The 21,855-nt window shown below is 63.2% G+C and carries 17 protein-coding genes; 6 read left to right on the top strand and 11 right to left on the bottom strand.

Annotation, left to right across the window (positions count from 1 at the left end; genetic code table 11):
- Window positions 1-71 precede the first annotated feature (71 nt).
- A complete protein-coding gene (locus OXG98_16405) occupies window positions 72-2,105 on the top strand; it encodes a SpoIIE family protein phosphatase (protein MCY3773589.1) in 2,034 nt (677 codons plus the stop codon).
- 18 nt (window positions 2,106-2,123) lie between these two features.
- On the opposite strand, the gene OXG98_16400 is transcribed toward OXG98_16405, so the two are convergent.
- The 9 genes from OXG98_16400 to OXG98_16360 form a co-directional block, all read right to left on the bottom strand.
- Window positions 2,124-4,568, bottom strand: a complete 2,445-nt coding sequence (locus OXG98_16400; protein MCY3773588.1) for a hypothetical protein — start codon at window positions 4,566-4,568, stop codon at window positions 2,124-2,126.
- Between the two features lie 71 nt (window positions 4,569-4,639).
- Window positions 4,640-5,497, bottom strand: coding sequence for a protein-L-isoaspartate(D-aspartate) O-methyltransferase (locus OXG98_16395; GenBank protein ID MCY3773587.1), 858 nt, complete (start codon window positions 5,495-5,497; stop codon window positions 4,640-4,642).
- Window positions 5,498-5,603: 106 nt separating this feature from the next.
- Complete coding sequence (locus OXG98_16390; protein ID MCY3773586.1) at window positions 5,604-6,326, bottom strand: NAD(P)-dependent oxidoreductase; 723 nt, start codon at window positions 6,324-6,326, stop codon at window positions 5,604-5,606.
- 139 nt (window positions 6,327-6,465) lie between these two features.
- Window positions 6,466-7,761 (bottom strand): aspartate aminotransferase family protein, encoded by a 1,296-nt coding sequence (locus OXG98_16385; protein ID MCY3773585.1) that lies wholly within the window; start codon window positions 7,759-7,761, stop codon window positions 6,466-6,468.
- 169 nt (window positions 7,762-7,930) lie between these two features.
- Complete coding sequence (locus tag OXG98_16380; GenBank protein ID MCY3773584.1) at window positions 7,931-8,962, bottom strand: histidinol-phosphate transaminase; 1,032 nt, start codon at window positions 8,960-8,962, stop codon at window positions 7,931-7,933.
- Between the two features lie 109 nt (window positions 8,963-9,071).
- Window positions 9,072-9,947 carry a 4-hydroxy-tetrahydrodipicolinate synthase gene (gene dapA / locus OXG98_16375; GenBank protein MCY3773583.1) on the bottom strand — a complete coding sequence of 292 codons (876 nt, stop codon included), beginning with the start codon at window positions 9,945-9,947 and terminating at the stop codon, window positions 9,072-9,074.
- Window positions 9,948-9,984: 37 nt separating this feature from the next.
- Entirely contained in the window at window positions 9,985-10,653 is a 669-nt protein-coding gene (locus OXG98_16370) for a nitroreductase family protein (protein ID MCY3773582.1), read from the bottom strand.
- A 17-nt stretch (window positions 10,654-10,670) separates the two neighbouring features.
- Entirely contained in the window at window positions 10,671-12,008 is a 1,338-nt protein-coding gene (locus tag OXG98_16365) for an alpha/beta hydrolase (protein MCY3773581.1), read from the bottom strand.
- A gap of 16 nt (window positions 12,009-12,024) precedes the next feature.
- A complete protein-coding gene (locus OXG98_16360) occupies window positions 12,025-13,287 on the bottom strand; it encodes a histidinol-phosphate transaminase (GenBank protein ID MCY3773580.1) in 1,263 nt (420 codons plus the stop codon).
- 465 nt (window positions 13,288-13,752) lie between these two features.
- On the opposite strand from OXG98_16360, the gene OXG98_16355 reads away from it, so the two are divergent.
- The 4 genes from OXG98_16355 (at window position 13,753) to OXG98_16340 (ending at window position 18,250) form a co-directional block, all read left to right on the top strand.
- The gene (locus OXG98_16355; protein ID MCY3773579.1) at window positions 13,753-14,892 is read left to right on the top strand and encodes a putative porin; all 1,140 of its coding nucleotides are present in this window, start codon (window positions 13,753-13,755) and stop codon (window positions 14,890-14,892) included.
- A 27-nt stretch (window positions 14,893-14,919) separates the two neighbouring features.
- Window positions 14,920-15,738: a substrate-binding domain-containing protein gene (locus tag OXG98_16350; GenBank protein MCY3773578.1), complete on the top strand. Its 819-nt coding sequence runs from the start codon at window positions 14,920-14,922 to the stop codon at window positions 15,736-15,738.
- Between the two features lie 88 nt (window positions 15,739-15,826).
- Window positions 15,827-16,849: a Gfo/Idh/MocA family oxidoreductase gene (locus OXG98_16345; GenBank protein ID MCY3773577.1), complete on the top strand. Its 1,023-nt coding sequence runs from the start codon at window positions 15,827-15,829 to the stop codon at window positions 16,847-16,849.
- A gap of 93 nt (window positions 16,850-16,942) precedes the next feature.
- On the top strand, window positions 16,943-18,250 hold the full coding sequence (locus tag OXG98_16340; protein MCY3773576.1) for a neutral/alkaline non-lysosomal ceramidase N-terminal domain-containing protein: 1,308 nt from the start codon (window positions 16,943-16,945) through the stop codon (window positions 18,248-18,250).
- Between the two features lie 239 nt (window positions 18,251-18,489).
- On the opposite strand, the gene OXG98_16335 is transcribed toward OXG98_16340, so the two are convergent.
- The gene (locus tag OXG98_16335) at window positions 18,490-18,918 is read right to left on the bottom strand and encodes a hypothetical protein (GenBank protein ID MCY3773575.1); all 429 of its coding nucleotides are present in this window, start codon (window positions 18,916-18,918) and stop codon (window positions 18,490-18,492) included.
- Between the two features lie 331 nt (window positions 18,919-19,249).
- On the opposite strand from OXG98_16335, the gene OXG98_16330 reads away from it, so the two are divergent.
- Window positions 19,250-20,983: an alkaline phosphatase family protein gene (locus OXG98_16330; protein ID MCY3773574.1), complete on the top strand. Its 1,734-nt coding sequence runs from the start codon at window positions 19,250-19,252 to the stop codon at window positions 20,981-20,983.
- 159 nt (window positions 20,984-21,142) lie between these two features.
- Here OXG98_16330 and ppk2 read toward each other — a convergent pair.
- A partial coding sequence (gene ppk2, locus OXG98_16325) for a polyphosphate kinase 2 (GenBank protein MCY3773573.1) occupies window positions 21,143-21,855 on the bottom strand: 713 nt, incomplete at its 5' end.

Raw genomic sequence — 21,855 nt, 5'->3', positions numbered from 1 at the left:
GAAGGCTACGGCGTCGCTTTACAGAACCGAGGGGAGACGGCCGCCGGCCATCTCCCCGGGAGTACCTGCTCATGAAGGGCGAAATACTACAAAACGCACGATTCGGGCATATCCTCCGCCGGACGTTGAAGCGGCTGGCCCCCGATACGTGGATGAAGCGTTGCGCCTATGCGGGACTGATCATGGCGGCGGCGTCCTTTCTGTTCACCTGGTTCGTCGTGTTCGTACTGGCGATCACCCTCCTGGCCGTCAGCGCCATCTACTACACCTGGAAGACGTTCTCCTGGCTTCGGAACCGTCTGCTTTGGAAAGTCCGGAACCGCCTGCTCGTGTCGTTCATTTTCGTCGGCCTCGCTCCCCTTTGCATCGCTTCTCTGGTCAGCCTGCTCATCGGATGGCTCTGGATCGGAACCCTGGGTACCAACCTGGTCGCCCGCCATATCGAAGAGACGACCGATCGGCTTGATCACCTCCCGCTCGAGATACAATTGGCCCTGCTGAGAACGGCTTCGGACGACAGACAGCCATTGGCCGGGATCGTGGACGAGATCGTACGGAACAATCCGGACCTTTCCGGCCTGTCGATCAGCGTATTCGAGGATGGCCGTCCTGTGCATGCAACTCCGCCTTACAATTCGCTGGAGCCACACCCGGACTGGTTGCTCCGGGAGGACCATTTCGCCGACATGGTCTATGACAGCCTGCCGACCGGCCTGCCTGACGGCCGTTCCCCGCTGTCCTTTCGCGCCGGCGGCGTGATCGGATTCCGTGACCGAAGTCTCTACGTCCTCGCTTCCATGCCTCTGGGGGAAGACTACCGGACGAAGATATGGGAAGACTTAGGCGCGCAGGTCTCGTTTCAGTCCGGACCTGGAAATCTAGAGGAGTTCTCCTCCGTGGAGCCTCCTCCCTCGACCGAAGAATGGCGCCAGTTGCCGCTTGGACTGGGTACGCTTCAGGTACCCTGGTTCTTTGTCTTCCCCGCCAGATCCTGGCAGCATGGCATAAACAACCTGATGATCCTGGGCCTGAATCTGGACCCGATACATCTATTCGAAGCCACCGCCAGTGCAGACATGCTGCTGACCGGTCTGCCCGAACTGTTTTACATAGTCATCATCTTATGCGCGGTATTTGTCTGCTTCGAACTGGTATCCTTCATGATCGGGCTGCTCGTTTCGCGACGGATCACCACGGCGGTGCGCGGGCTGTACGAGGGAACGGAAGCCATTCGCTCCGGCAGGATGGACTTTCGCGTGGAAGAAAAAACGCGGGATCAACTCGGCGAACTCAGCCGCTCCTTCAACACCATGGCGCAGAGCATCGAGATGCTGATGAATGAGGAAAGAGAAAAAGAGCGTATCGAAACGGAACTGTCCATGGCCCGGGAGGTGCAGGCCCGTTTCATACCCAACGTACCGCCGCAGCGGGGCCCCCTCGAACTGGCCGGCGCCTGGATACCCGCCCGCACGGTCAGCGGCGACTACTATGACTTCATCGAACACCGGAATCGAACGCTGGACATCGTAGTCGGCGACATCTCGGGCAAGGGCATTTCGGCGGCGCTCATGATGGCCGGACTGCAGGCGTCCCTGCGATCCCAGGCGCTGGACCCGGCGCTGGAGGGAAGCCCGGAACGGCTGTCCAGGCTGATGTCCCGCCTCAACGTCTATCTGTGCCACAGCACGGCGCCGGAGCGTTTCGCCACGCTTTTCATCTGCACTTTCCACGCAGAAACATCCCGGCTGAATTACTGCTGCGCCGGGCACAACCCGCCCCTGCTCCTTCGCGAAGGCCGCGATGATATCACGCTGCTCGAAAACGGCGGTTGTCCGATCGGGCTGTTTCCGGAAGTGGAATTCGAAGAGTCCTCCATCCGCGTCGATCCGGGGGATCTTTTCGCGGTCTATACCGACGGCATTACGGATGCGCTCAACACGAAGGATGAAGATTTCGGGGAAGCGCGCCTCCGGCAGGTCCTGTCGCGAAACCGCAACAGGCCCAGCGAGGACATCCTGGACCGGATCCTCGCCTCCGTACGCGACTTCTCTCTGGGCGCGGAACAGTTCGACGACCAGACCGCCGTGATCGGCCGCGTGCGCTGAGCGCGTCGTCGGCCCGATTTAGCGGGATCCGGACCGCTGTGCTGGAGGAGGGGGCGAAGCCCCTCTTGCCGCGGCACACCCCGCGACGACGTAGCAGGCCGCCGCGGCCGCGGCCGTCAGCGTAAAACCCCACTGCATGGCGATAATCATCGCCAGCGGCGAGGCCAGGACGGAGGCGCACCCGTTGACGCACCAGGCCCAGGGGACCAGGGCGGCGGACCGCTTTCCGAACCTTTGCAGTCCGAGGGGAAAAGGCAGGCCCATGGCGAAGGCCAGGGGCGCAATGAGGAAGAGTGCCGCGGCGAGGCGGAGCGCCAGGGGCCAGGCGCCCCCGTACAGGGTGAGAAGGATCAGGCCGGTGAACACCGGTATAGCCATTACCGCCGGCACGAGAGCCAGCCTGGCCAGCGAAACCCCGGGCAGCACGGCAATGCGGTTCGCCGCCAGGCTGCCCAGGCCCGAGCAGAGAAGAAAGCCCCCCACGGTGGCCGCTCCGCCGATCACGGGATCGCCCAGGAGACGCTGGAATCCGGACAGAAAAGCGATTTCCAACACCAGGTAGGCCAGTCCGACGGCCAGAAAGTATACCGCGGCGGTCAACCGGCCGGACGCCCGACGAATATCGGAGCGAAAACCGAAGGGCAGGAGGATCAGCACCAGACCCGTGAACGACACGACGGCCGCCGCGGCCAGGACGAAGAGAAAGGCCAGTTCCGACCGCAGCAGCCAGCCAGCCCCGTATACCCGCCTGAATTCGGGCAGGGCGGCCAGCTTGCCGAAGTTGCCGAAAAAGGGGCGGTCGTCGGTGGCCGGCCGGACGTCGAAGGGCCACTCGTTAAAAAAACCCGCGGTTTCGTCCGCGTCCCCGGACAACAGGGAAAGCATCGCATGGTACAGGTAGTCGCCTTCTTCGCCCGGTGGACCGGGCAGTTCGTCGGGCCGGTTCAGTTCGCCGTCCGTTATCCCCTCGAAGTACACCGGGGTCAGATTCCTCTCCGCGATCAGGTCCCGCAGCCGACGGATCTCCGCTTCCCGCCAGGGCCTGGACCTGACCATGGTGCAGACGCCGAGGAAATCCCGGACCATGGCGATGTGCGGGCCCGGTCGGGCTGGCCGGGCGGACCAGAAAGACCGGGCGATCCCCGACTGTTCGAGGGCGGCAATGATCGTCGCCGCGATCTTCGCGTTGTCCCGGGGCGGCAGTTGTATGCCGCGGGATACGTGGAGGATGCCATCCGGTGACAGACGCCGCAGGGCGGCCGCCACGCCCTCCACCGTCATGAGATGATCCTGGTTAAGTCCTTCCAGGCCTCCCGCGGCCGCCGACCAGGATTCCATGCCCGCCAGTTGAATGAGATCGAAGGTTTCCGCCGTTCCTTCGAGGAACGCCCGCGATTCCACCAGATGGAGCGCAACGCCCGGCAGACCGAATACCACGCCGCCTTCATCCTCCAATGGTCCGGCCAGGAGGTCCAGCAGGACCCGGTTCGACTGCGCGATGTCCACCGAGGACGCGCCCTTCCGTCGGGCCAGCCATATGTTGCCGCCGCCGACCTCGTCCAGCAGCAGAACCCTGGGGCTGGATGGAACCAGGCCGTAGGGGAGGGCCATGAGCGTGCCGTCCAGGGCTTCAGCCTGGTCCGCGTCGTCGATCCTCAACAGGGACCCTGCCTGGTGGCCGTCCACGACGATGGACGCCATGGACGGCGGCACGCGATCGTCGGTCATGAAGGCCATGTCGTGAAAGGTATCGCTGCCGAATACCTCCACGACCCCCGACGGACCGAAGGCACGGGCCAGCTGGTCGGCCTGGCCGCCCGCCTCGACCCGGTCCACGTAGGCGAGGTATTTGTCGTCGTCTACGCGGATGGAAGGCGGATCGAGCAGCACCAGCAGTGCACCGGCAAGCACACCCGCGCAAACCAGTCCGGCGCTCAAGGCCCGCCGGTCGATGCGCCATGCCGCGGCCAGAACTACGGCCCCGGTCACGCAACCCAGCCAGGCGGGTTCCACGAAGTACATGACGATGGTCACTCCGACCGCGCCGGTGGCGCTGCCGATGAGGTTCGACGCGTAGACCGCGGTCAGCCGTTTCCCGGCGGACATCAGGGCCAGTCCTATGACCGTGGCACCCAGGGCGAAGGGAACGGTCAGCAGGGCCCAGTACCCCACCCACCAGGCCAGTTGCCCGACGACCAGGCCGGGCAGGAAACGGCCGGTCACGGGCAGAAGCTGCGCGGCCTGAAGCATGAGAGGAATGGAGACTGCCGTAAGCAGAGCCAGGACCGGAAGGACTGTTTGCCTGTGCCGGAGGAGGTAGCCGCGCCACAGCGACAGGATGGTGCCGCTCATGCCGAAGCCGAGCAGGGCGATGGTGATGACGAGGAAGGCGAAATGGTACCAGCTCGCGTACTGCAGCACGCGTATGAGCCCGATTTCGAAAGCGATGACGCCGCAGGACACGAGGCCGGCAGCCTGAACGAGGTAATTTGTCGACAAACCCTCAGGCGTATTCGGGTTTTCGGTTCGCGGTGTCACTGTTCAGCCTGGCCGGTCATGGGCACGAAGCGCACGGACATGACGGTGCGGGAGGTTCGTTTTCCGCCCGCCGTCTTGCGTACTACGACGAGCCGCTGCACGCCCGTCATCTCGCCGATGGGAATGACGATACGGCCGCCGGGCTTGAGCTGGGACCACAGGAGTGGCGGAAGATGGCCGGCCGCGCAGGTGACGATGATGGCGTCGAAGGGGCCCGCCTCCGGCCAGCCATAGTAGCCGTCGCCGTGACGCGTCTGAATCGCGTCATAGCCCTCCTCGGCGAGCAGGCCGCGGGCTCGATCCAGCAGGGGTTCGATGATCTCCATGGTGTACACGTGGGGCGTAAGGTGGGCAAGCACCGCGGCCTGGTAACCCGATCCGGTGCCGATCTCCAGTACCTTCGACGTCGGATCGATTTCGAGCAACTCGGTCATGTACGCCACGATGTAAGGCTGGGAGATGGTCTGCCCGAGCCCGATGGACAGGGGCGTATCCTCGTAGGCGATGCGCCGCGTCTGTTCGTGGACGAACACGTGGCGGGGCGCGTCCAACATGGCCCGGAGCACGGCCCCGTCCGTGACCATGGGAGACTTGTGCAGGATCTCCTCGACCATGCGGTTCCGCTCGTCCTGCCGCTCGTGGACGGAGCGGGGACGCGGCGGTGTCCAGGACGTGTCCGGTACGACCGGGCGGATCGGCCTGGCGGCCTGGGCGGCCGGCGAAGCCGAGGGGTCCGGTTCCGCGGCACAGGCGACGGGCACGGTTCCACACAACAGAAGAAAAACGCATAACTTGTTGATTTTTCGAATTTTATGCACGGACATCATGGGGATCTCGAACCGCGTGATCTTCATGCATGCAAGTGGATCCGTTCGTATCTACTTTGTATATACGCCGTTTGCATATACGCCGTTTGCATATACGCCGTTTGCATATACGCCGTCGGAGAGACCGGCTGCCTCATCCCGCCGTCACCGGCCGTTTGAAGAACCGCTGGGGGTTGGTCCGGGGTTCGTAGCCGAGGATGCGCCGGGCCTTGTCGATGGTGTATTTGCCCTGCTGCAGGTAGCTGCCCATGTTGAAGGCCTGGAAATAGTCCGGTACTTCGTCGATTTCCAGGGCCAGCCGGCAGGCCTCTACCAGGTCGTCGTAGACGATGGTGAAGGGCGGATGGTCGGTATTCCTCACCTGCTCTTCGGGCATGGGCCCCAGTCCGTTGAACTGATAGCATACGGTGTGTATCCGGTACTTGCGGGCGTAGATCCTGCAGATCTCCATGGCCAGGTGCTTGGTCAGCATATAGTAGGCCGTGCCCGGCGCCTGGGGAACATCGCCGATGTCGTGGTCGTGGAAGTAGCCGGGGATGATGATCTCCGGGCCCGTGTGCAGGATTTTCGAAATGCCAAGTTCCGCCGCCGCCTTCATCACGTGCCAGGCGCCCCGGACGGACACGGCGAAACTCGCCACGGGGTCCTGCCGGACCACGGTCCAGTTCATGATCGCGTCCATGCCGCGGGCGGCTTCCAGCACCTGCCCGTAGTCGCCCATGTCCACGTGCATGGTGGGTTTGCCGTGTGGATGGGGACGGATATCGGCCAGGCGCAGGTTGTAGTGTTGCTCGAGGCCGGGGATGATAAACGGCGCGATGTTGCCGGAGGCGCCCAGGAGGAGGACGTTTTTCATGGGTTTGCTCCTTCAGTGATTTCTGCGGTCCACCAGGGCCCGCGGTGCCCGTCACGCACGACGAGCGCGGCGGTTCCATCGGTAGTTGTTATTGTCCGCGCTGCCGTTCCACGTATCGGCCGGCCGCGACTGCGCCCGTTCAATCCATTTTCGCGATTACGTCCCGCAGCACCTCTTCGGCCGACTGCAGAAGCCGGTCGATGTGGGCGTCCGTGTGCGCGAGGGACAGGTAGATCTTCTCATAGGGACTCACGAAGAGGCCGCGCTTGATCATCTCGACGCCGAAGACGAAGGCCTTCTGCTTGTCGGCGCGGAACATGGACCCGTAGTCGATGATCTCCCGCTCGTCCGTGAACAGCACCTGGAGCACGGGGCCTTCGCCGCCGACGAGCAGGGGGATCGAATGGCGGTCGCCCATGGCCGTGATCTCCCGGGTTATGCGACCGCCCATGGCGAAGAGCCGTTCGTATATCCCCGGCCGTTCCAGCACGTCAAGGGTGGCCAGGCCGGCGACGGCGCCGACGGGATAGCCGTTGAAGGTGCCGGATACGATGATCCGCCTCGGATCGTCCGCCGGTCGCCAGCCGTCCATGACGTCCATCACGTCGGCGCGTCCGCAGATGGCGGCCATGGGATAGCCGCCGCTGATGGTCTTTCCGTAGACCGCCAGGTCCGGCGTCACGCCGTAGCGTTCCTGGGCGCCGCCCCAGGCCATGCGGAACCCCGTGACGATCTCGTCGAAGATGAGGACGATGCCGTGGCGCGTGGCCAGTTCGCGCATCGCGTCGAAGAACCCCGGCCGGGGGAGGATGCACCGTTGCAGGGGCTCGATGAGTATCGCGGCGAGCTCGCCCTTGTGTTTTTCCACCACCTCCACGGCCTGGTCCACGTCGTTGAAGGGCGTGGCCAGCACGTCGGCCGACCAACTCCTCGGAATGCCGCCGCCGTCCGGCGCCGTGGCGGGATAGGCGCCGGGATGCAGCGTCCGGGCTCCATGCAACGCAGAATCGCTCACCCCGTGCCAGCCCCCTTCGAAACGGAGGTAGCGGTCCTTCCCCGTGAACGACCGGGCGGCCCGCAGGGCGAACTGGATCGATTCGGAACCGGTGACCACCAGGCGGATCTTCTCTCCGCAGGGGGCGGCCTCGACTACCCTTTCGGCCAGCTCGATAGCCGGCTCGTTGAGGGCCATGAACGTCGTTCCCCGCGAGACCTGGCGGGTCACCGCCTCCACCACATCGGGATGGCCGTGGCCCAGGATCATCGGACCGGAGCCCAGGAGAAAGTCGATGTACGCTCTTCCCGCGGTGTCGTGAATCGTCACGCCCTCGCCGTGGGAAACTACCAGGTTGGCTTCCGGCGGGAGGCGGAATTCCCCGTTTGATCCGCCGACCAGGACCCGTTCGGCCCGTTCCAGCAATGCAGCCTGTGACATGCGTTTCCCTTCGTACTGTAACTCAGTTTACTGCTCAGTGATATCTAAGATATCTGACGTCGGCGGTCGTCGACCAAAAGTCTGCACCAGTTGCCGGTCGAAGGTCTGCACCGGTCGTCGACCGAAAGTCTGCACCAGTTGCCGGTCGAAAGTCAGCGTCCGTCGGTCTTCACGGCCTGCCTGTGTCGATCAGAATTCCCTCCAGCGCCGATACGAAGGCCTGGTTTGCCTCCGGGAGCCCGACGCTGACCCGGATGCTGTGCGTCAGGCCGAAACGGCTGCCCGAACCCACGAGAATACCCCGGTCGGCCATGCGCGCCGCAAGGTCATCGGCCGGGACCGGCGTGCGGAACAGAATGAAGTTGCCTTCACTCGGCCAGTAGGTGAGTTTCAATCGATCGAAGGCGGCGTAAAGCCACTTCTTGCCGCGCTCCGCCAGCGCCACGGACCGTGCCACGTGGTCCTGGTCCCCGATGGCCGCGACAGCCGCCTCCATCTCGAGCGAACCCAGGTGAAACGTCCTGCGAAGCCTCGCCAGGCGTTCGATGATATCGGGACGGGATATGGCCACACCGACGCGAAGACCCGCCAGTCCGTAGACCTTCGAAAAAGAGTGCAGTACGATCACGTTGCGCCCGGCTACGGCATCTGCGGGCGTATCCGGATAATCCGTATGGGTCGCGAAGTGGTGGTATACCTCGTCGGATACGACGGTGACGTCGCGCGGCAGACTCCGGTGAAGCCGTTCCATGTCGTCCCGCGTAACGATGGAACCCGTCGGATTGTTGGGATTGCCCAGGTATACCAGGCGCGTCCGGTCCGTCACCGCCTGCATGACCGCGTCGATCCGGACACTGAAATCCTCGTTGTCGAGCGGCGCGTCGACGACCTTCGCGCCCTGCCACGCGGCCGTCCGGGCGTAAACGTGGAATGTCGGACCGCAAACGATGACCTCGTCGCCCGGTTCCAGGTATACCCGCGCGATGAGATCCAGGGCTTCGGAGCCACTGTAAGTCGAGAACAGGTGCGCAGGCGTCACGCCTCTGCCGTAGAACTCCGCGAGGCGGGTTCTCAGCACTTCATCGTCCCTGGGCGGATACAGACTGAGTCCGGCCAGGTGGGACCTGATCCGGTCCATCACCAACGGAGAGGGACCGAGCGGGTTCTCGTTGTAGTGCAGACGGTAGGGCGTAACCGGCATGATCGTCCCGGCAAGTGAACTTCGTGAGCAAGGGGTCGGTCCGAACCAACGCACGACCCGGCGAAAGCATGTTCCGGCGATCCGATGGCCGGTACACGGCCACGGCCGGCTAGCTGATAAGCCCGTAGTCCTCCAGGATCCCGCGCAGCTTTTCGTGGTTCCCTTCCGATAACGGGGCCAGGGGCAGCCTGACCTCCGGGCTGATTTTTCCCATCATGCCCAGGGCCGTCTTGACCGGCACGGGGTTGATCTCCATGAACACGGCGTCGTTGAGCGTCATCATGTGGTAGTGGAGTTCGCGCGCGTCCAGCCATCTCCCTTCCTGTACCAGGTCGTACAGCCGTGCCACTTCCGCCGGCATCAGATTCCCCGTGGCACTCACGAATCCCGCCCCGCCGATGGCGAGAATCGGATAGCAAAGCAGTTCGATCCCGGAGTATACGAGGAAGTCCCTGCCCATACGGTGCAGGAGCCGGTTGATATGCTCGAAATCCTTGTTCGACTCCTTGACGCCGATGAGATTGTCGTTGGCCTCCTTCAGCCGCGCCACGGTATCGATTTCGATGTTGACGGCTGTGCGCCCGGGGATGTTGTACAGGATAACCGGCAAGTCGACGGATTTGGCCAATGCGTCGAAATGACGGTAAATGCCTTCCTGGCCGGGCCGGCTGTAGTACGGCGCGATGAAGAGCAGGGCGTCGGCGCCCATGGACTGGGCGAAGCGGGAGAGTTCGATGGACTCCTCGTGGTTGGTGGACGCGCTGCCCGGTACGAAGGGCACCCTTCCGTCCACCGCAGCGGCCGCGGCGCGGATCACTTCCTTGCGCTCCTCGAGGGACAGCGAGCCCGGTTCGCCCGTCGTCCCCTGCACCGATACGCCATGGGACCCGCTCCGGATCTGCCATTCGACCAGACCGGCCAGGCCGGCCAGGTCCAGCGACCCGTTCTTGAAAGGTGTTACCACCGGCACGATCGACCCGCGCATGCGACCTCCTCTATCCTTCGTCCTCGCCGCGTCCGCCTCAAACAAACGAGGCAATGTCCTCGAGCGGCTTCTTCGTGATTACCGGCACTTCCGCGTCATCCGCCGGGTAGCCGACGACCAGGAGCAGAAAGGGACGCTCATTGGCCGGCCTGCCGAGCAGGCGGTTCAGGAAATTCATGGGACTCGGCGTGTGGGTGAGCGACGCCAGGCCGGCCTGATGCACCGCCGCGATCAGCATCCCCGTGGCGATACCCACCGATTCCAGGGCGTAATAGTGCTTGACGCTCCGGCCGTCGGGCAGCACGCCGTGGCGCTGGACGAAGATCGCGATCAGCCACGGGGCTGTTTCAAGGAAAAGCTTGTGTTCGTCGGTTCCCAGCGGAGCCAGGGCGTCGAGCCATTCCTGCGGCGCTTTCTCGCGGTAGAACTGTCGCTCCTCCCGCTCGGCGGCGACGCGGATTTTCGCTTTGATCTCCGGATCGGACACCGCGGCGAAATGCCACGGCTGCATGTTCGCGCCGCTGGGCGCCGTTCCGGCCGCCAGCAGGCAGTTATCGACGATCGACTTCGGCACGGGCCGGTCGGAGAAATCACGGACCGTGCGCCGCCGGCTAAGCGCCCGGTAGAATGCTTCCGCCCGCCGCTCCATCTCATCGGGCGGGTATTCCTGGTAGGTCGACAGGGGTCGAAACACGGGATCTTTCACGCCTGTTCCCCTTTTCTCTATCTGGTGATCTCTTCGGAATCCCCATCTCCGGCGGACGGCTCCGGGTGATCGGGAAACCCCGACCTCTTCAGGAATGCCAGGACCCTGTCCCCGTATTCGTCCCGCGCCATTTCCCAAATGTCGCCGTGGGTGCCTCCCTCAACGACGTAGTTCTCCTTCTTCGCGCCGGGGACCTGATCGTACAGCCGCTCGTTGTTCGACAGCGGCATACGACGGTCCGCCGTGCCGCCCACGAGGAGCACGGCCGTGTCCCCCAGGCCGGATACTGCCCGGCCGAGGTCCAGAGAATCAATCTTGATGCCCACGCGGAGTTCCGTGATGGTACCCGTCAGAAACCCGAAGGGTACCGTGGGCAGGCCGAACATCCGGCTCAGGTCGCCGCGCAGCGTTTCGGAGGCCGCGTAGAAGCTGCTCTCGGCGATGACGGCGTCGATCTCGGACTCTTCCGCCGCCGTGAGCAGCGCGGTGGCCGCGCCCATGGAAATGCCCCACAGGATGACCGGTCCCTCTTCGCCCCGCTCGTCGACCGCGTACCTCAGGGCCGCCTGCACGTCGCGCCATTCATAATAACCGAATGTGGTCAAATCGCCGTCACTGTCCCCGTGGCGGCGGAAGTCGATCAGGAGCCCGCTGAACCCGTTTTCGTGAAGAAAGGCGGCCTGGTCGAGCATCTGGCCCCGGTGATTGGTGTGGCCATGGCAGTAGATGACCGTGCCCCGGCCGGTGTCGTTCGGGATGTACCAGGCGGCCAGCTTCACACCGTCGGTCGTGGTCAGCGTCAAGTCTTCGTAGGCCAGCCCATAGTCCGCAGGCGTGTTCTGCGCCTTGCGACGAGGCCCCACGCCGCCGGTGTACAGGGTCGATATGAGGTATGGCAGGCCGATGAAGACGATAAGAAGAATAACCACAACGCCCATGGCAGCGCCCCGGTACGAGACCTGTCTCCGGCGCATGGCCAGGGCCAGAACCGGCCAGATCAGCGTGCCCGCAATGAAGGTGACGACCGGCCACAGGACGACGTGGGGAATGACCAGGCCGAACAGCGCGCTGCGTCCCCAGGTGAAATACTCGCCTTCGAGCCCGGCCGTCTTGCCCAGTATCGCCAGCAGTATGACCAGCAGGCGGACGCCCGCCGTATAGATCAGTGCCGCGGAAAGAAATCCGCCGTAACCCCTGCCCGCGCGGAGACAGATGACCGAGAGCCAGGCGGCGGCGGCCGGAATGGTCCAGTTGATACTGAAGGGTCCGCCCGCCACGAGGTTCGTGACGTCCAGCAGGAACCACAGGACGACCAGGCCCCAGGTAACGAACAGGGGCAGGCGGATGAGCGACATTGGCGGCCCCGTGCTGCTAGCTGGTCTTGCCCAGCGCTTCTTTCAGCACGTTGAGGAAGACTTCCGTCTCCCGCTCGTCGCCGGAGGATACGCGGATCCACGTGGGCATCTGCTGCCTGCGCCGGTTCGTAACCATGACGCCCTTGCGGAACATCTCCCGCATGATGTTCATCGATGGCTTGCCCAGGTCGACCATCATGAAATTGCTTTCGGACGGGATGTATTCCAGTCCCATCTTCGTAAACTCGTCTTCCAGCCGGTCCCGGAAGTGCTGAACCACGGCCCGGGAACGGTTGTAGTGGTTCCTGTCCTTCAGCGACGCCTCGCCCGCGGCGTAGGCCAGGGCGTTGGCGCGGCCCGTGCTGTAGAACCGGAGTTTCTCCTGGATGGCCTGGCTGCAGATTCCGTATCCGAGCCGCATGCCCGGCATGCCGAAGACCTTGGAGAAGGTCCGGGTGACAATCACGTTGTCATGCTTCGTAGCGAGGGACGCCGCGGTCCTGTATTGGGGATCCTTGACGAAATGAATGTAAGCCTCGTCGATGACCACGAGTACATTCGAGGGCACGGCGGCAACGAATTTCTCCGTCTCTTCGAAAGACAGCAGCGTACCGGTCGGATTGTTCGGATTGGTGATGACCACCACGGAGGTCTTCGGCGTGATCGCCGCGAGCATGGCGTCCAGGTCGTGCTTGTGGTCCTTCACGGGCGTGCGGATGATGTTTACGTCGAGGCCCGCTTCCTGGTAGTCCTCGGCGTCACGCGAAACGTCGCCGTACCCCATGTCCGCCTCGATCACCTCGGTACCGCCCTTGCTCAGGTAGGCCAGCGCGATCTGGGTAAGCAGCGCGCCGGATCCCGCCGTGATGAAGAAGGGTGTTTGCCTCCTGAAGCGGAATCCTCCTCCCCCGCCCATGCCACGCATGCCGGGCGGCAGTTCGCGAGGAGGCGGCAGTTCGATGCCGTCGAATTCGGCCAGCGCGCCGAAGATGTCGCCGCCGCCGAAGGAATACCGGTTGATCTTGAACATGTTCTCGGCGATGGCCTGCAAGGCCCGCGGGGACGGTCCGATGGGGTTTTCATTCAGCGCCATGCGGACGAGACCCGGTTCGACGCCGATCCCGTGTATGTCCTTGGCGGTAAGGCCGCCTGATGCCATGGTCTGGGCCAGGGCGAGGCGATCGGCCAGCGTCAGCGCGGCGCCGGTCGCCAGTGCGCCCGTGAGAAACCGGCGGCGGGATACGCCGGTCCTGGCCGTTTCGTTGATACCGTTCAACATGAATCGTCTCCCTGAAAGAGATGAAAGCGGCTGTGAAGATCGGCCGCCGGGCTCGAATACACCCCGCCGTACGCTGCGGGCGGCATGTTTCGATGTCGAATATATGCCTGCCGCGTGATCGGAACAACCCTTAATGTTGCCGCGGCCGGAGACGCGGCATAGGCAGATCAGCCTGTACTATTTATGAATACATCCGGACCGGCGACTTTCTTCTAACATATTGCCCCGGACTCGCAAACGTACCATACGTCCGGACCGGCCAATCCGGCCTGAAGCAGCGCGAAGCCACGGTACATGCGATATGAAAGCGGCCAACCGTTCTGCATCATATCCCTTGACACGGTATGCGCCGTTCCCTAAAATGCTTTGTTCAAGGATCAACATAGGTTATCAGTACACTCAGGCGAATCGGTCCCGGACTCCAGGAAGCCGGATGGGACCAGTACACCGGGAGGAAAGGAGCCCATGCGGATCAGACACATCCTGATGTGCGCCTGTACCCTCGCCGTGCTTGCGAACGTCGCTCCCGCCGTAGCCCAGGAGGACGACCGATTCTCCTGGAACGGCATGATCAGGACCAGGCTCCAGGGCGACTATCAGGATGGCAGCCGGGCGGTGAACCGCTTCATGTACGGAGCCTTCCTGAACGCTACGTTACGTGTATCGGACCAAATCGACGTGACCGGCAAGGTCATGACGGGCAATCCCAAAGCCATCGTCGTTGCTGACTGGATGAGTTACGGTGACCTGTTTGTACGCGAGAACCCCCATATTTCCTGGATGTACGCGCGCATCAGGCCCAATCCCTCGCTCACCCTGACCGCGGGCAAGTTCCCCCTGCCCTTCTTCCGTCCGACCCAGGTGGTGCTGGACAGCGATCTCTCTCCGGAGGGACTGGCTCAGCAGATCACCGCGAAAAACGATGACGGCTCCGCCACCTTCGGCCTGAACCTGGGCCAGTTCATGATCAACCAACTGGCCTCGCCGGTAAAGGACCTTGACCGGACCTATTTCCTGGGGGGGCAGGCCCTGGTCCGTTTTACCCAGTCCGGCAAGTCCCAGACTCTCGCTGTGGCCTACTATACGGTGGCGGGCGCGGATTCCCTCTTCGCCGCGCAGAACCTGAGGTCCCCCGCGCTGATCGTTGCGGCGAATTCCAACCGGGCCAACGCGGACCGAACCGGATACCTGTCCGAATTCAGAATGATCAACTTCAGCGGCCAGTACACCCAGACCGTGAACGGGCGACCGCTGGCGCTCAACGCAGACTACGTCTTCAATATGGGCGCCGACGACATGCGGCACGGTATCACAGGTTCGCTGATGTACGGCAGTACAGGAAAGGTCGGCGATACCCGGGCCGGGTTCCAGGCTTTCCTCATGCAGCAAGACGCCACGCTTGCATCCTTCAGTAACATCGACTACACCCAGACCAATACGAAAGGCGCCGGCCTCATTTTCGGCCATCATCTGATCGAGAAGCTGACGGTCGATATCCACCTGTACACCCGCAAGTACGATTCCCCCGAAACACTCGTCTCCCCCGCGACCAACAACGCGTGGCGAACACGCCTTCGCGTCATGTTCATGCTCCGGTTGAATTGACGGCCTGATCCGGGATCGGTCCACGGCATGCGTCTCCGCCACATTCTACTACCGCTGCTCGTCCTGGTTTTAACGGCCAGCACGGCCGGCGCGGAAGGCCAGCCCCGGCTTAAGCTCGCGACGACCACCAGCACGTACGACTCGGGACTGCTGGATATCCTCCTGCCGCCCTTTGAACAGAAACAGAATGGCGGGATCCGGGTGGACGTCATCGCCGTGGGTACGGGCAAGGCCCTGAAGCTGGCTGAAAACGGCGACGTGGACGCGGTCCTCGTTCATGCACCGGAACTGGAAGAAGATTTCGTGGCCGCCGGATTCGGGGTGGATCGCCGGGGCGTCATGTACAACGATTTCGTCGTCGTCGGACCGTCCGCCGACCAGGCCGGGATCGGCGGAACGGACAGAGTCGCCGACGCCTTCGCCACGATCGCACGCAAGAAAGCGTTGTTTTTCTCACGAGGAGATCTTTCCGGAACCCACCAGAAGGAGCAGGCGATCTGGGCCATCGCCGGGATCGATCCCGGCGGGGCGTGGTACGTCGAAGTGGGCCAGGGCATGGCGGCCACTCTGCGCATGGCGGATGAGAAACGGGGGTACGTGCTGATCGACCGGGGCACCTACCTTGCCTTAAGGGCAACGGTGAACCTGCGGGTCCTGGTGGAATACGATCCCCCGCTGCACAATCCCTACAGCATCATCGCGGTCAACCCGACGCGCTGGCCGCACGTGAAGTACGGGCACGCACGCGCGCTCATCGATTACGTGACCTCGCCGGAGGGCCAGGCCCTCATCGGCGGTTACCGGAAATACGGACAGCAGTTGTTCACGCCGTCTGCCGGGGATTGAGCCGCCGGCAGCGGGACGAGGCGTTGACGGCGGACGATGAATCCGCGGAGGAGACCTGTGCCGCGGCACCTAATGAAGGAGGAATGACTTGATACGAATCGGCATCCTGGGCATCGGGTTCATGGGAACGACCCATTTCATGGCCGTCAGGAACCTGGCCAATGCGGAAGTGGGGGCCATCTGCACCCGGGACGAGCGTAAGCTGAGCGGCGACTGGCGGCACATCCAGGGCAACTTCGGTGGCGGCGGCGGCGTGCAGGACCTGACCGGGATCCGCACCTGTACCGATATCGAAGAGGTGCTCAGCGACCCGGACATCGACCTGGTCGACGTGTGTCTGCCCACGGCCCTGCACCACGACGTCGTTCTGCGCGCGCTGGACGCCGGCAAGCACGTGATCGTCGAGAAACCCATCGCCCTTGGTCTGGACGAGGCGGACCGCATGATCCGCAAGGCCGGGGAGGTTGGCAGGACGTTGATGGTCGCCCACGTGCTGAAGTTCTTCCCGGAATTCGCCTTCCTGGCGCAGGCCATCGACGACGGACGCTACGGGCGCCTCCTGGGACTGCACCTCAAGCGGGTCATCTCCAAGCCCCTCTGGGGCGAAGGCAACTGGTTCGATGACTACGAGCGGACCGGCGCGGCGGGCATCGACCTGCACATACACGACACCGACTACCTGCGCTATCTCTTCGGCATGCCGGACAGCGTACACGCCGACGGCATGACGAGTCCGAACGGCTACGTGCTCTACCTGAACACGCAATACGGGTATGAAAACCGGGACTTCACCGTCTCGTCCCAGTGCGGGGCGATCAGCTCGGCCGCCTTCGAACACGGCTACGACGCCTATTTCGAGGAAGGCACGCTCTGGTACAACGTGCTCTCCGACCGGCCGGTCACGCTCTACACCCCCGACGGCGGCAGAACCGAGCCCGAAATCGATTTCCCCGAGGCCTTCGAAGCCCAGCTGGGATATGCCGTCAACACCCTGGAGAAAGGTACGGACCCCGCCCTGGTTTCGGCTTCGGCGGCCCGCGACGCCCTGCGAATCTGTCACGGCGAAGCCGAATCGGTGAAGTCGGGCGAGACCGTGCGGTTCACGGACTGAACTGATTCAGTCCGAGCGGAGAGATACGTCATCCGACGACAGACGCGACGATCTTCCCCGTGCCTTCCGGTACGAGACTGACCTTATACGACCATGCCCCAGTTACACTTCGGCACCGGCCGAACCGTCATCACGCCACCCACAGGGGTCGAGCTTTGCGGATACGGTCCCTACATCGAGCGACGGGCGACGGCGGTCCACCAGGACCTCCACTCCACGGCGCTTGCGCTGTCGGACGGCGACGGGATCTATGTCTTGGTGTCGAACGACCTGGTGTGGACGGACCGCTCCCTGGTCGACGAGACCCACCGCCTCGTCCGCGACCGGTACGGACTCGACCCGGCCCGCGTAATCATCGCCAACACCCATACCCATTCCGGTCCGGCCACCATGAAGACCGTGGCCTGGGGGAAATGGGACGAGGATTACACAGCGGGGTTGCCGGAGTTGTTCGCCGACGCCATCGGGCAGGCGATGTCCAACCTGGAACCCGGGCGCATAGGGTTCGGGAGAACGGCCGTACCGGACCTTTCGGTCAACCGGGTCGACGAGGGAGGGGAAGCCGACGCGGAAGCGCTGCTGATGCGCATCGACGATACCCGCGGCCGGATGCGCGCCGCCGCGATCAATTTCGGCGCCCACCCCGTTACACTCGGCGCCGACACCGTAATCTGCGGCGACTATCCGGCCGATGGGATCGGGAAGATGGAAAAAGAACGGAATGGACTGCGGGTACTGTTCTTCCAAGGCAGTTGCGGCGACCTCAACTGCCGGGGATTCGGCGATGGCATGGATATGATGAAGGCGAACGGTTCACTGCTGCGCGAACGCGTCCTGCCGGCCCTGGATCATATCGAGACGACCGCAGACGTGAAGTTGGACGGCGACACCTACGAAATCGCCCTGCCCACGGAAGTACCGGACCGACCCGGGCTTGAAGCGGAACTGGCCGAATGCCGCGATCGTCTCGAGGCTTCGGGCAGTGATCCGGATCCCGCAGACCTGCGCAAACTGCGCTTCGAAGTAGACTGGCGCGCGCACCGTCTCTACCTGCTCGACGGACCCCATCCGCAGCGGCTGGAGTTCCGCGTTTCGTGGATGCGCATCAACGATTCCGTGCTACTCGCCCATCCGCTGGAGTTGTTCCTGACCTTCGGAAAGCAGATCCAGTCGGCCTCCCCTTACCCGCACACCATGGTCATCGGGTACGCCAACGAGACCGTCGGCTACCTGGCGCGGCCTCAGGATTTCAACCAGGAAGGATTCGGCTGGTACGCCGCGGTGTTCGCGCCGCGGATCTGCCGCCATCTGCCCTTTGAACCCGATGCGGGCACCGTGTTTCGTGATCACCTCATTGCCCTGCTTCACCGTATCAGGCAACGGGAAATGGAATCCGCCTGACCCAGGGATCCAGATTGGTCAATTCGCCGGTTTTCGTTGACCCGCTTTCGCGTGTTTGCGTGACCGTAATTGCCCAACGCGAGTATATGATCGCAACATATGCAGCAACGCACGTATCTCAGGCTTTTTCTTGCGAATCATCGTCCGTGTTTTCTCGAGGTCCCAACCGGTGTACCATAGAATGACCAGCATCCATATAGAAATCGCCCGTATGGTCGACGTAACTACCACTAACTCGATCATTGCGACTCCTGTAATCTGTTCGCTGCGGAGATACCCATGTGACCTTCTACCCGGCCCAGCCGGCCGTTCATGTCGTGCATCTCCTCACGTAGCGACTTGATTTCACCGAAGATGGCTGCCCGGTCCGAGCGCATCTCTTCGCGAGTGGAGCTGAATCCAGCGCGCATCTCATCACGAAGCGATTTGATCTCACCGAAGATGACTTCCCGGTCTGCACGCATCTCTTCGCGAGTGGAGCTGAATCCAGCGCGCATCTCATCACGAAGGACCTCCCGATCAGCGCGCATCTCATCACGTACGGAGTTGAATTTCGTATCGATCTCTTCGCGCAGGGTTTTTGTGATCCGTCCCGTCCAGGTCAGTATACCGAGTACCAGGATCCCCGCCGCGCAAAACGCCTGGGTCACGGCCATGTATTCCGCCATTCGTTGATACAGCCCCTTTCCGTATCACAACCCACCCTGTTTCTGCGAATTCATCAACGCGTCCGTGCCGTCAGATCATCGTTTCGATGTCACCGCGACGTCGTGTGAATATCACCGTGCCGTCGTTGACAACTCTCAATAGAATGCTATCTTGAACTCAGCCTGCGGAAGTACTGTCCCGATCGTCCGGCGCATGGTCATGCAATCGACTGGGACCCGCATTCGGCCATGACGCCTGGCCATCCGTGTTACTAAAATAGTCGGCAGTTCCTGTATAATCTCGTATTCAAAAAACTTATTTATACTCATTCGACCCAAGAAAGGACCTGTCATGTCCATCGCTGGTTTCATCAGGACGGGTTTGATTCTGTCGCTGCTGTTGTTCATTCCGTCCGATTCCCATGGCACCGCCAGCCAACCCATACACCAGGAAAGCGTCAGCCCGCAGTCTCAGGGCGCATCGACGCCCGCAGGACCGTCCGACCCGCCCCGGCTCGCGGTATTGATCATCGTGGACCAGTTCCGCCACGACTACCTGCAGCGGTTCGAAGACCTCTTCGTGGAGGACGGATTCCGCCGGTTCATGGACCGCGGCGCGTGGATGCAGGACGCCCGTTTCACGCATGTGCACGCCTCCACTTCACCGGGCCACAGCGTGGTCACCTCCGGAACCTACGCCCACAAGACGGGGATGGTCAACAACGCGTGGTACAGCCGGTCCACGGGGGTGTTTCGGCCGTCGCTGGTGGATCCGGAAAGTCACATCCTCGGATTGTGGCCCACCGCGACCGGACGCGCCTCCACGCGGGAACTGGTCGGCTCTTCCCTGGCGGACGAACTGCGCATGGCCACGCGCTACCGGGGCAAGGCCATCACGATATCACTCAAGGACTACAGCGCCATGATCTCCGCCGGGAAGATGGGCGCGCCGTACTGGTTTGAAGCGTCCCTGGGCCGGATCACGTCGAGCAGCTACTTCATGGACGATCTGCCCGACTGGGTCAAGCGCTTCAACGACCGGAAAATCCCGGACCAGTCCTTCGGCCGCAAATGGGAACGCCTGCTGCCGGAGGAACTGTACCTTGAACGGGCGGGGAAAGACGTCCGGGAGGGCGAGGAGGACAACCGGGACAGCGGGATCGTCTTCCCCCACGTGACGAAAGGCGGCCTGGAGGCTCCGGGCCCTCGGTACTGGAATGCCTTCAAGCACACGCCCTGGTCGACCGACTACCAGCTGGAATTCGCCCGGCAGGCGATCATCGAGGAAGAACTGGGGCAGGACGACATCCCGGACGTCCTGGTCATCTGTCTCTCCGCCAATGACTACATCGGCCACGATTTCGGCCCCTTCAGCCAGGAATCCATGGACGCCACGCTGCGCACGGACCGGCAACTGGCGGACTTCTTCGCCTTCCTCGACGAACGGGTCGGGCGCGACCGCACCCTCCTGGTCCTGACGGCCGACCACGGCGCCATGGAACTGCCGGAGCAGTTGGCGCTCCGGGGCCTGGAGGCCGGACGGGCCGGACCGGAACCGCTGACGGCGCTGGTGGAGGAGGCCCTGGACGGGCTGCACGGCGACGACGACTGGGTCCTGCACGTGGCGGAATCGGGCGTGTACCTGAACTGGGAGGCCATCGACAGCCGCGGCCTGAGCCGGGCCGAGGTGGAAGAGACGGCGGCCGCGGCCGTCGCGACCCATCCGGCCGTAATGAGGGCCTTTACGCGCCACCGCATCGAACGGCGGCTGTTGCCGGAATCAAACCTCACGAAGACGGTCTATCACAGCTTCCATTCCGTCAACAGCGGCGACATTATGCTTATCGCCACGCCCTTCTACCTGCTGCTGGGCGAGTACGGGTCGGCCACGGTGGGCACTTCCCACGGATGGCCCCACGACTACGATACGCACATTCCGATCATGTTCCACGGGCCGTGGATCGCACCCGGCCACTACCGGCACTCCGTCGACGCGGCGGATATCACGCCGACGATCTGCAACCTGCTGCGGATCACCCTGCCGTCGAACCGCGATGGACGCATTCTGGACGAGATCATCCGGTAGCGTCGAACCGCGACGGACGCATACTGGACGAGATATTCAGGTAGAAACGTCGATCGACGCAAACCAACCGTTGCGGCGGTGCGGTGGGGACGGAGGGACGCCAGACCTTCCGTCCGCCGGAACCGCGGACCGAAAACCCCGGCGGTAGACCGATCCGGATCAGTACACTTCGGGGATGAACCGCTGGTCGTCCATGGGGGGGCGCACGTAGCCGGAGTCGGTTTCGCGGTCCGGCAGTTCGATTTCCGCGGTGGTGGGATCGCGGTCGTAGGGAAAGAGGCTCAGCAGGTGGGTGATGCAGTTCAGGCGCGCGCGCCGCTTGCTGTCGGACGGCACGACGTACCACGGCGCCTGCTTGATGTCGGTATAGTTCATCATCTCGTCCTTGGCGTGTGAATACTCGTCCCACTTCATGTAGGACTGCCGGTCCATATCGCTGAACTTCCAGCTTTTCAGAGGGTCCTTGATCCGGTTCTTGAACCGCCGTTCCTGTTCCTTCGCGCTCACCGAGAACCAGTACTTGATCAGCCGGATGTCGGAGCGGAGGAGCATGCGCTCGAACTCGGGGCAGGTCCGGAGGAACTCCCGGTACTCCTCCTCCGTGCAGAACCCCATTACCCGGTCGACGCCCGCGCGGTTGTACCAGCTCCGGTCGAAGAGGACGATCTCACCGGCCGAAGGCAGGTGCGCGACGTACCGCTGGAAATACCACTGCGACTGCTCCCGGTCCGTCGGCTTGGCCAGGGCGGCCACGCGGCAGACGCGGGGATTGAGCCGCGCGGTGATGCGCGAGATGGTGCCGCCCTTTCCGGCCGCGTCGCGGCCCTCGCAGACCACCACGACCTTTTTGCCCTGGTCGACCAGCCATTCCT

This window comes from Gemmatimonadota bacterium (assembly GCA_026706345.1).
Classification (GTDB): Bacteria; JAAXHH01; JAAXHH01; order JAAXHH01; family JAAXHH01; genus JAAXHH01.
Note: the sequence above shows the minus strand (reverse complement) of the source record. Positions and strands in the feature narration are given on the sequence as shown.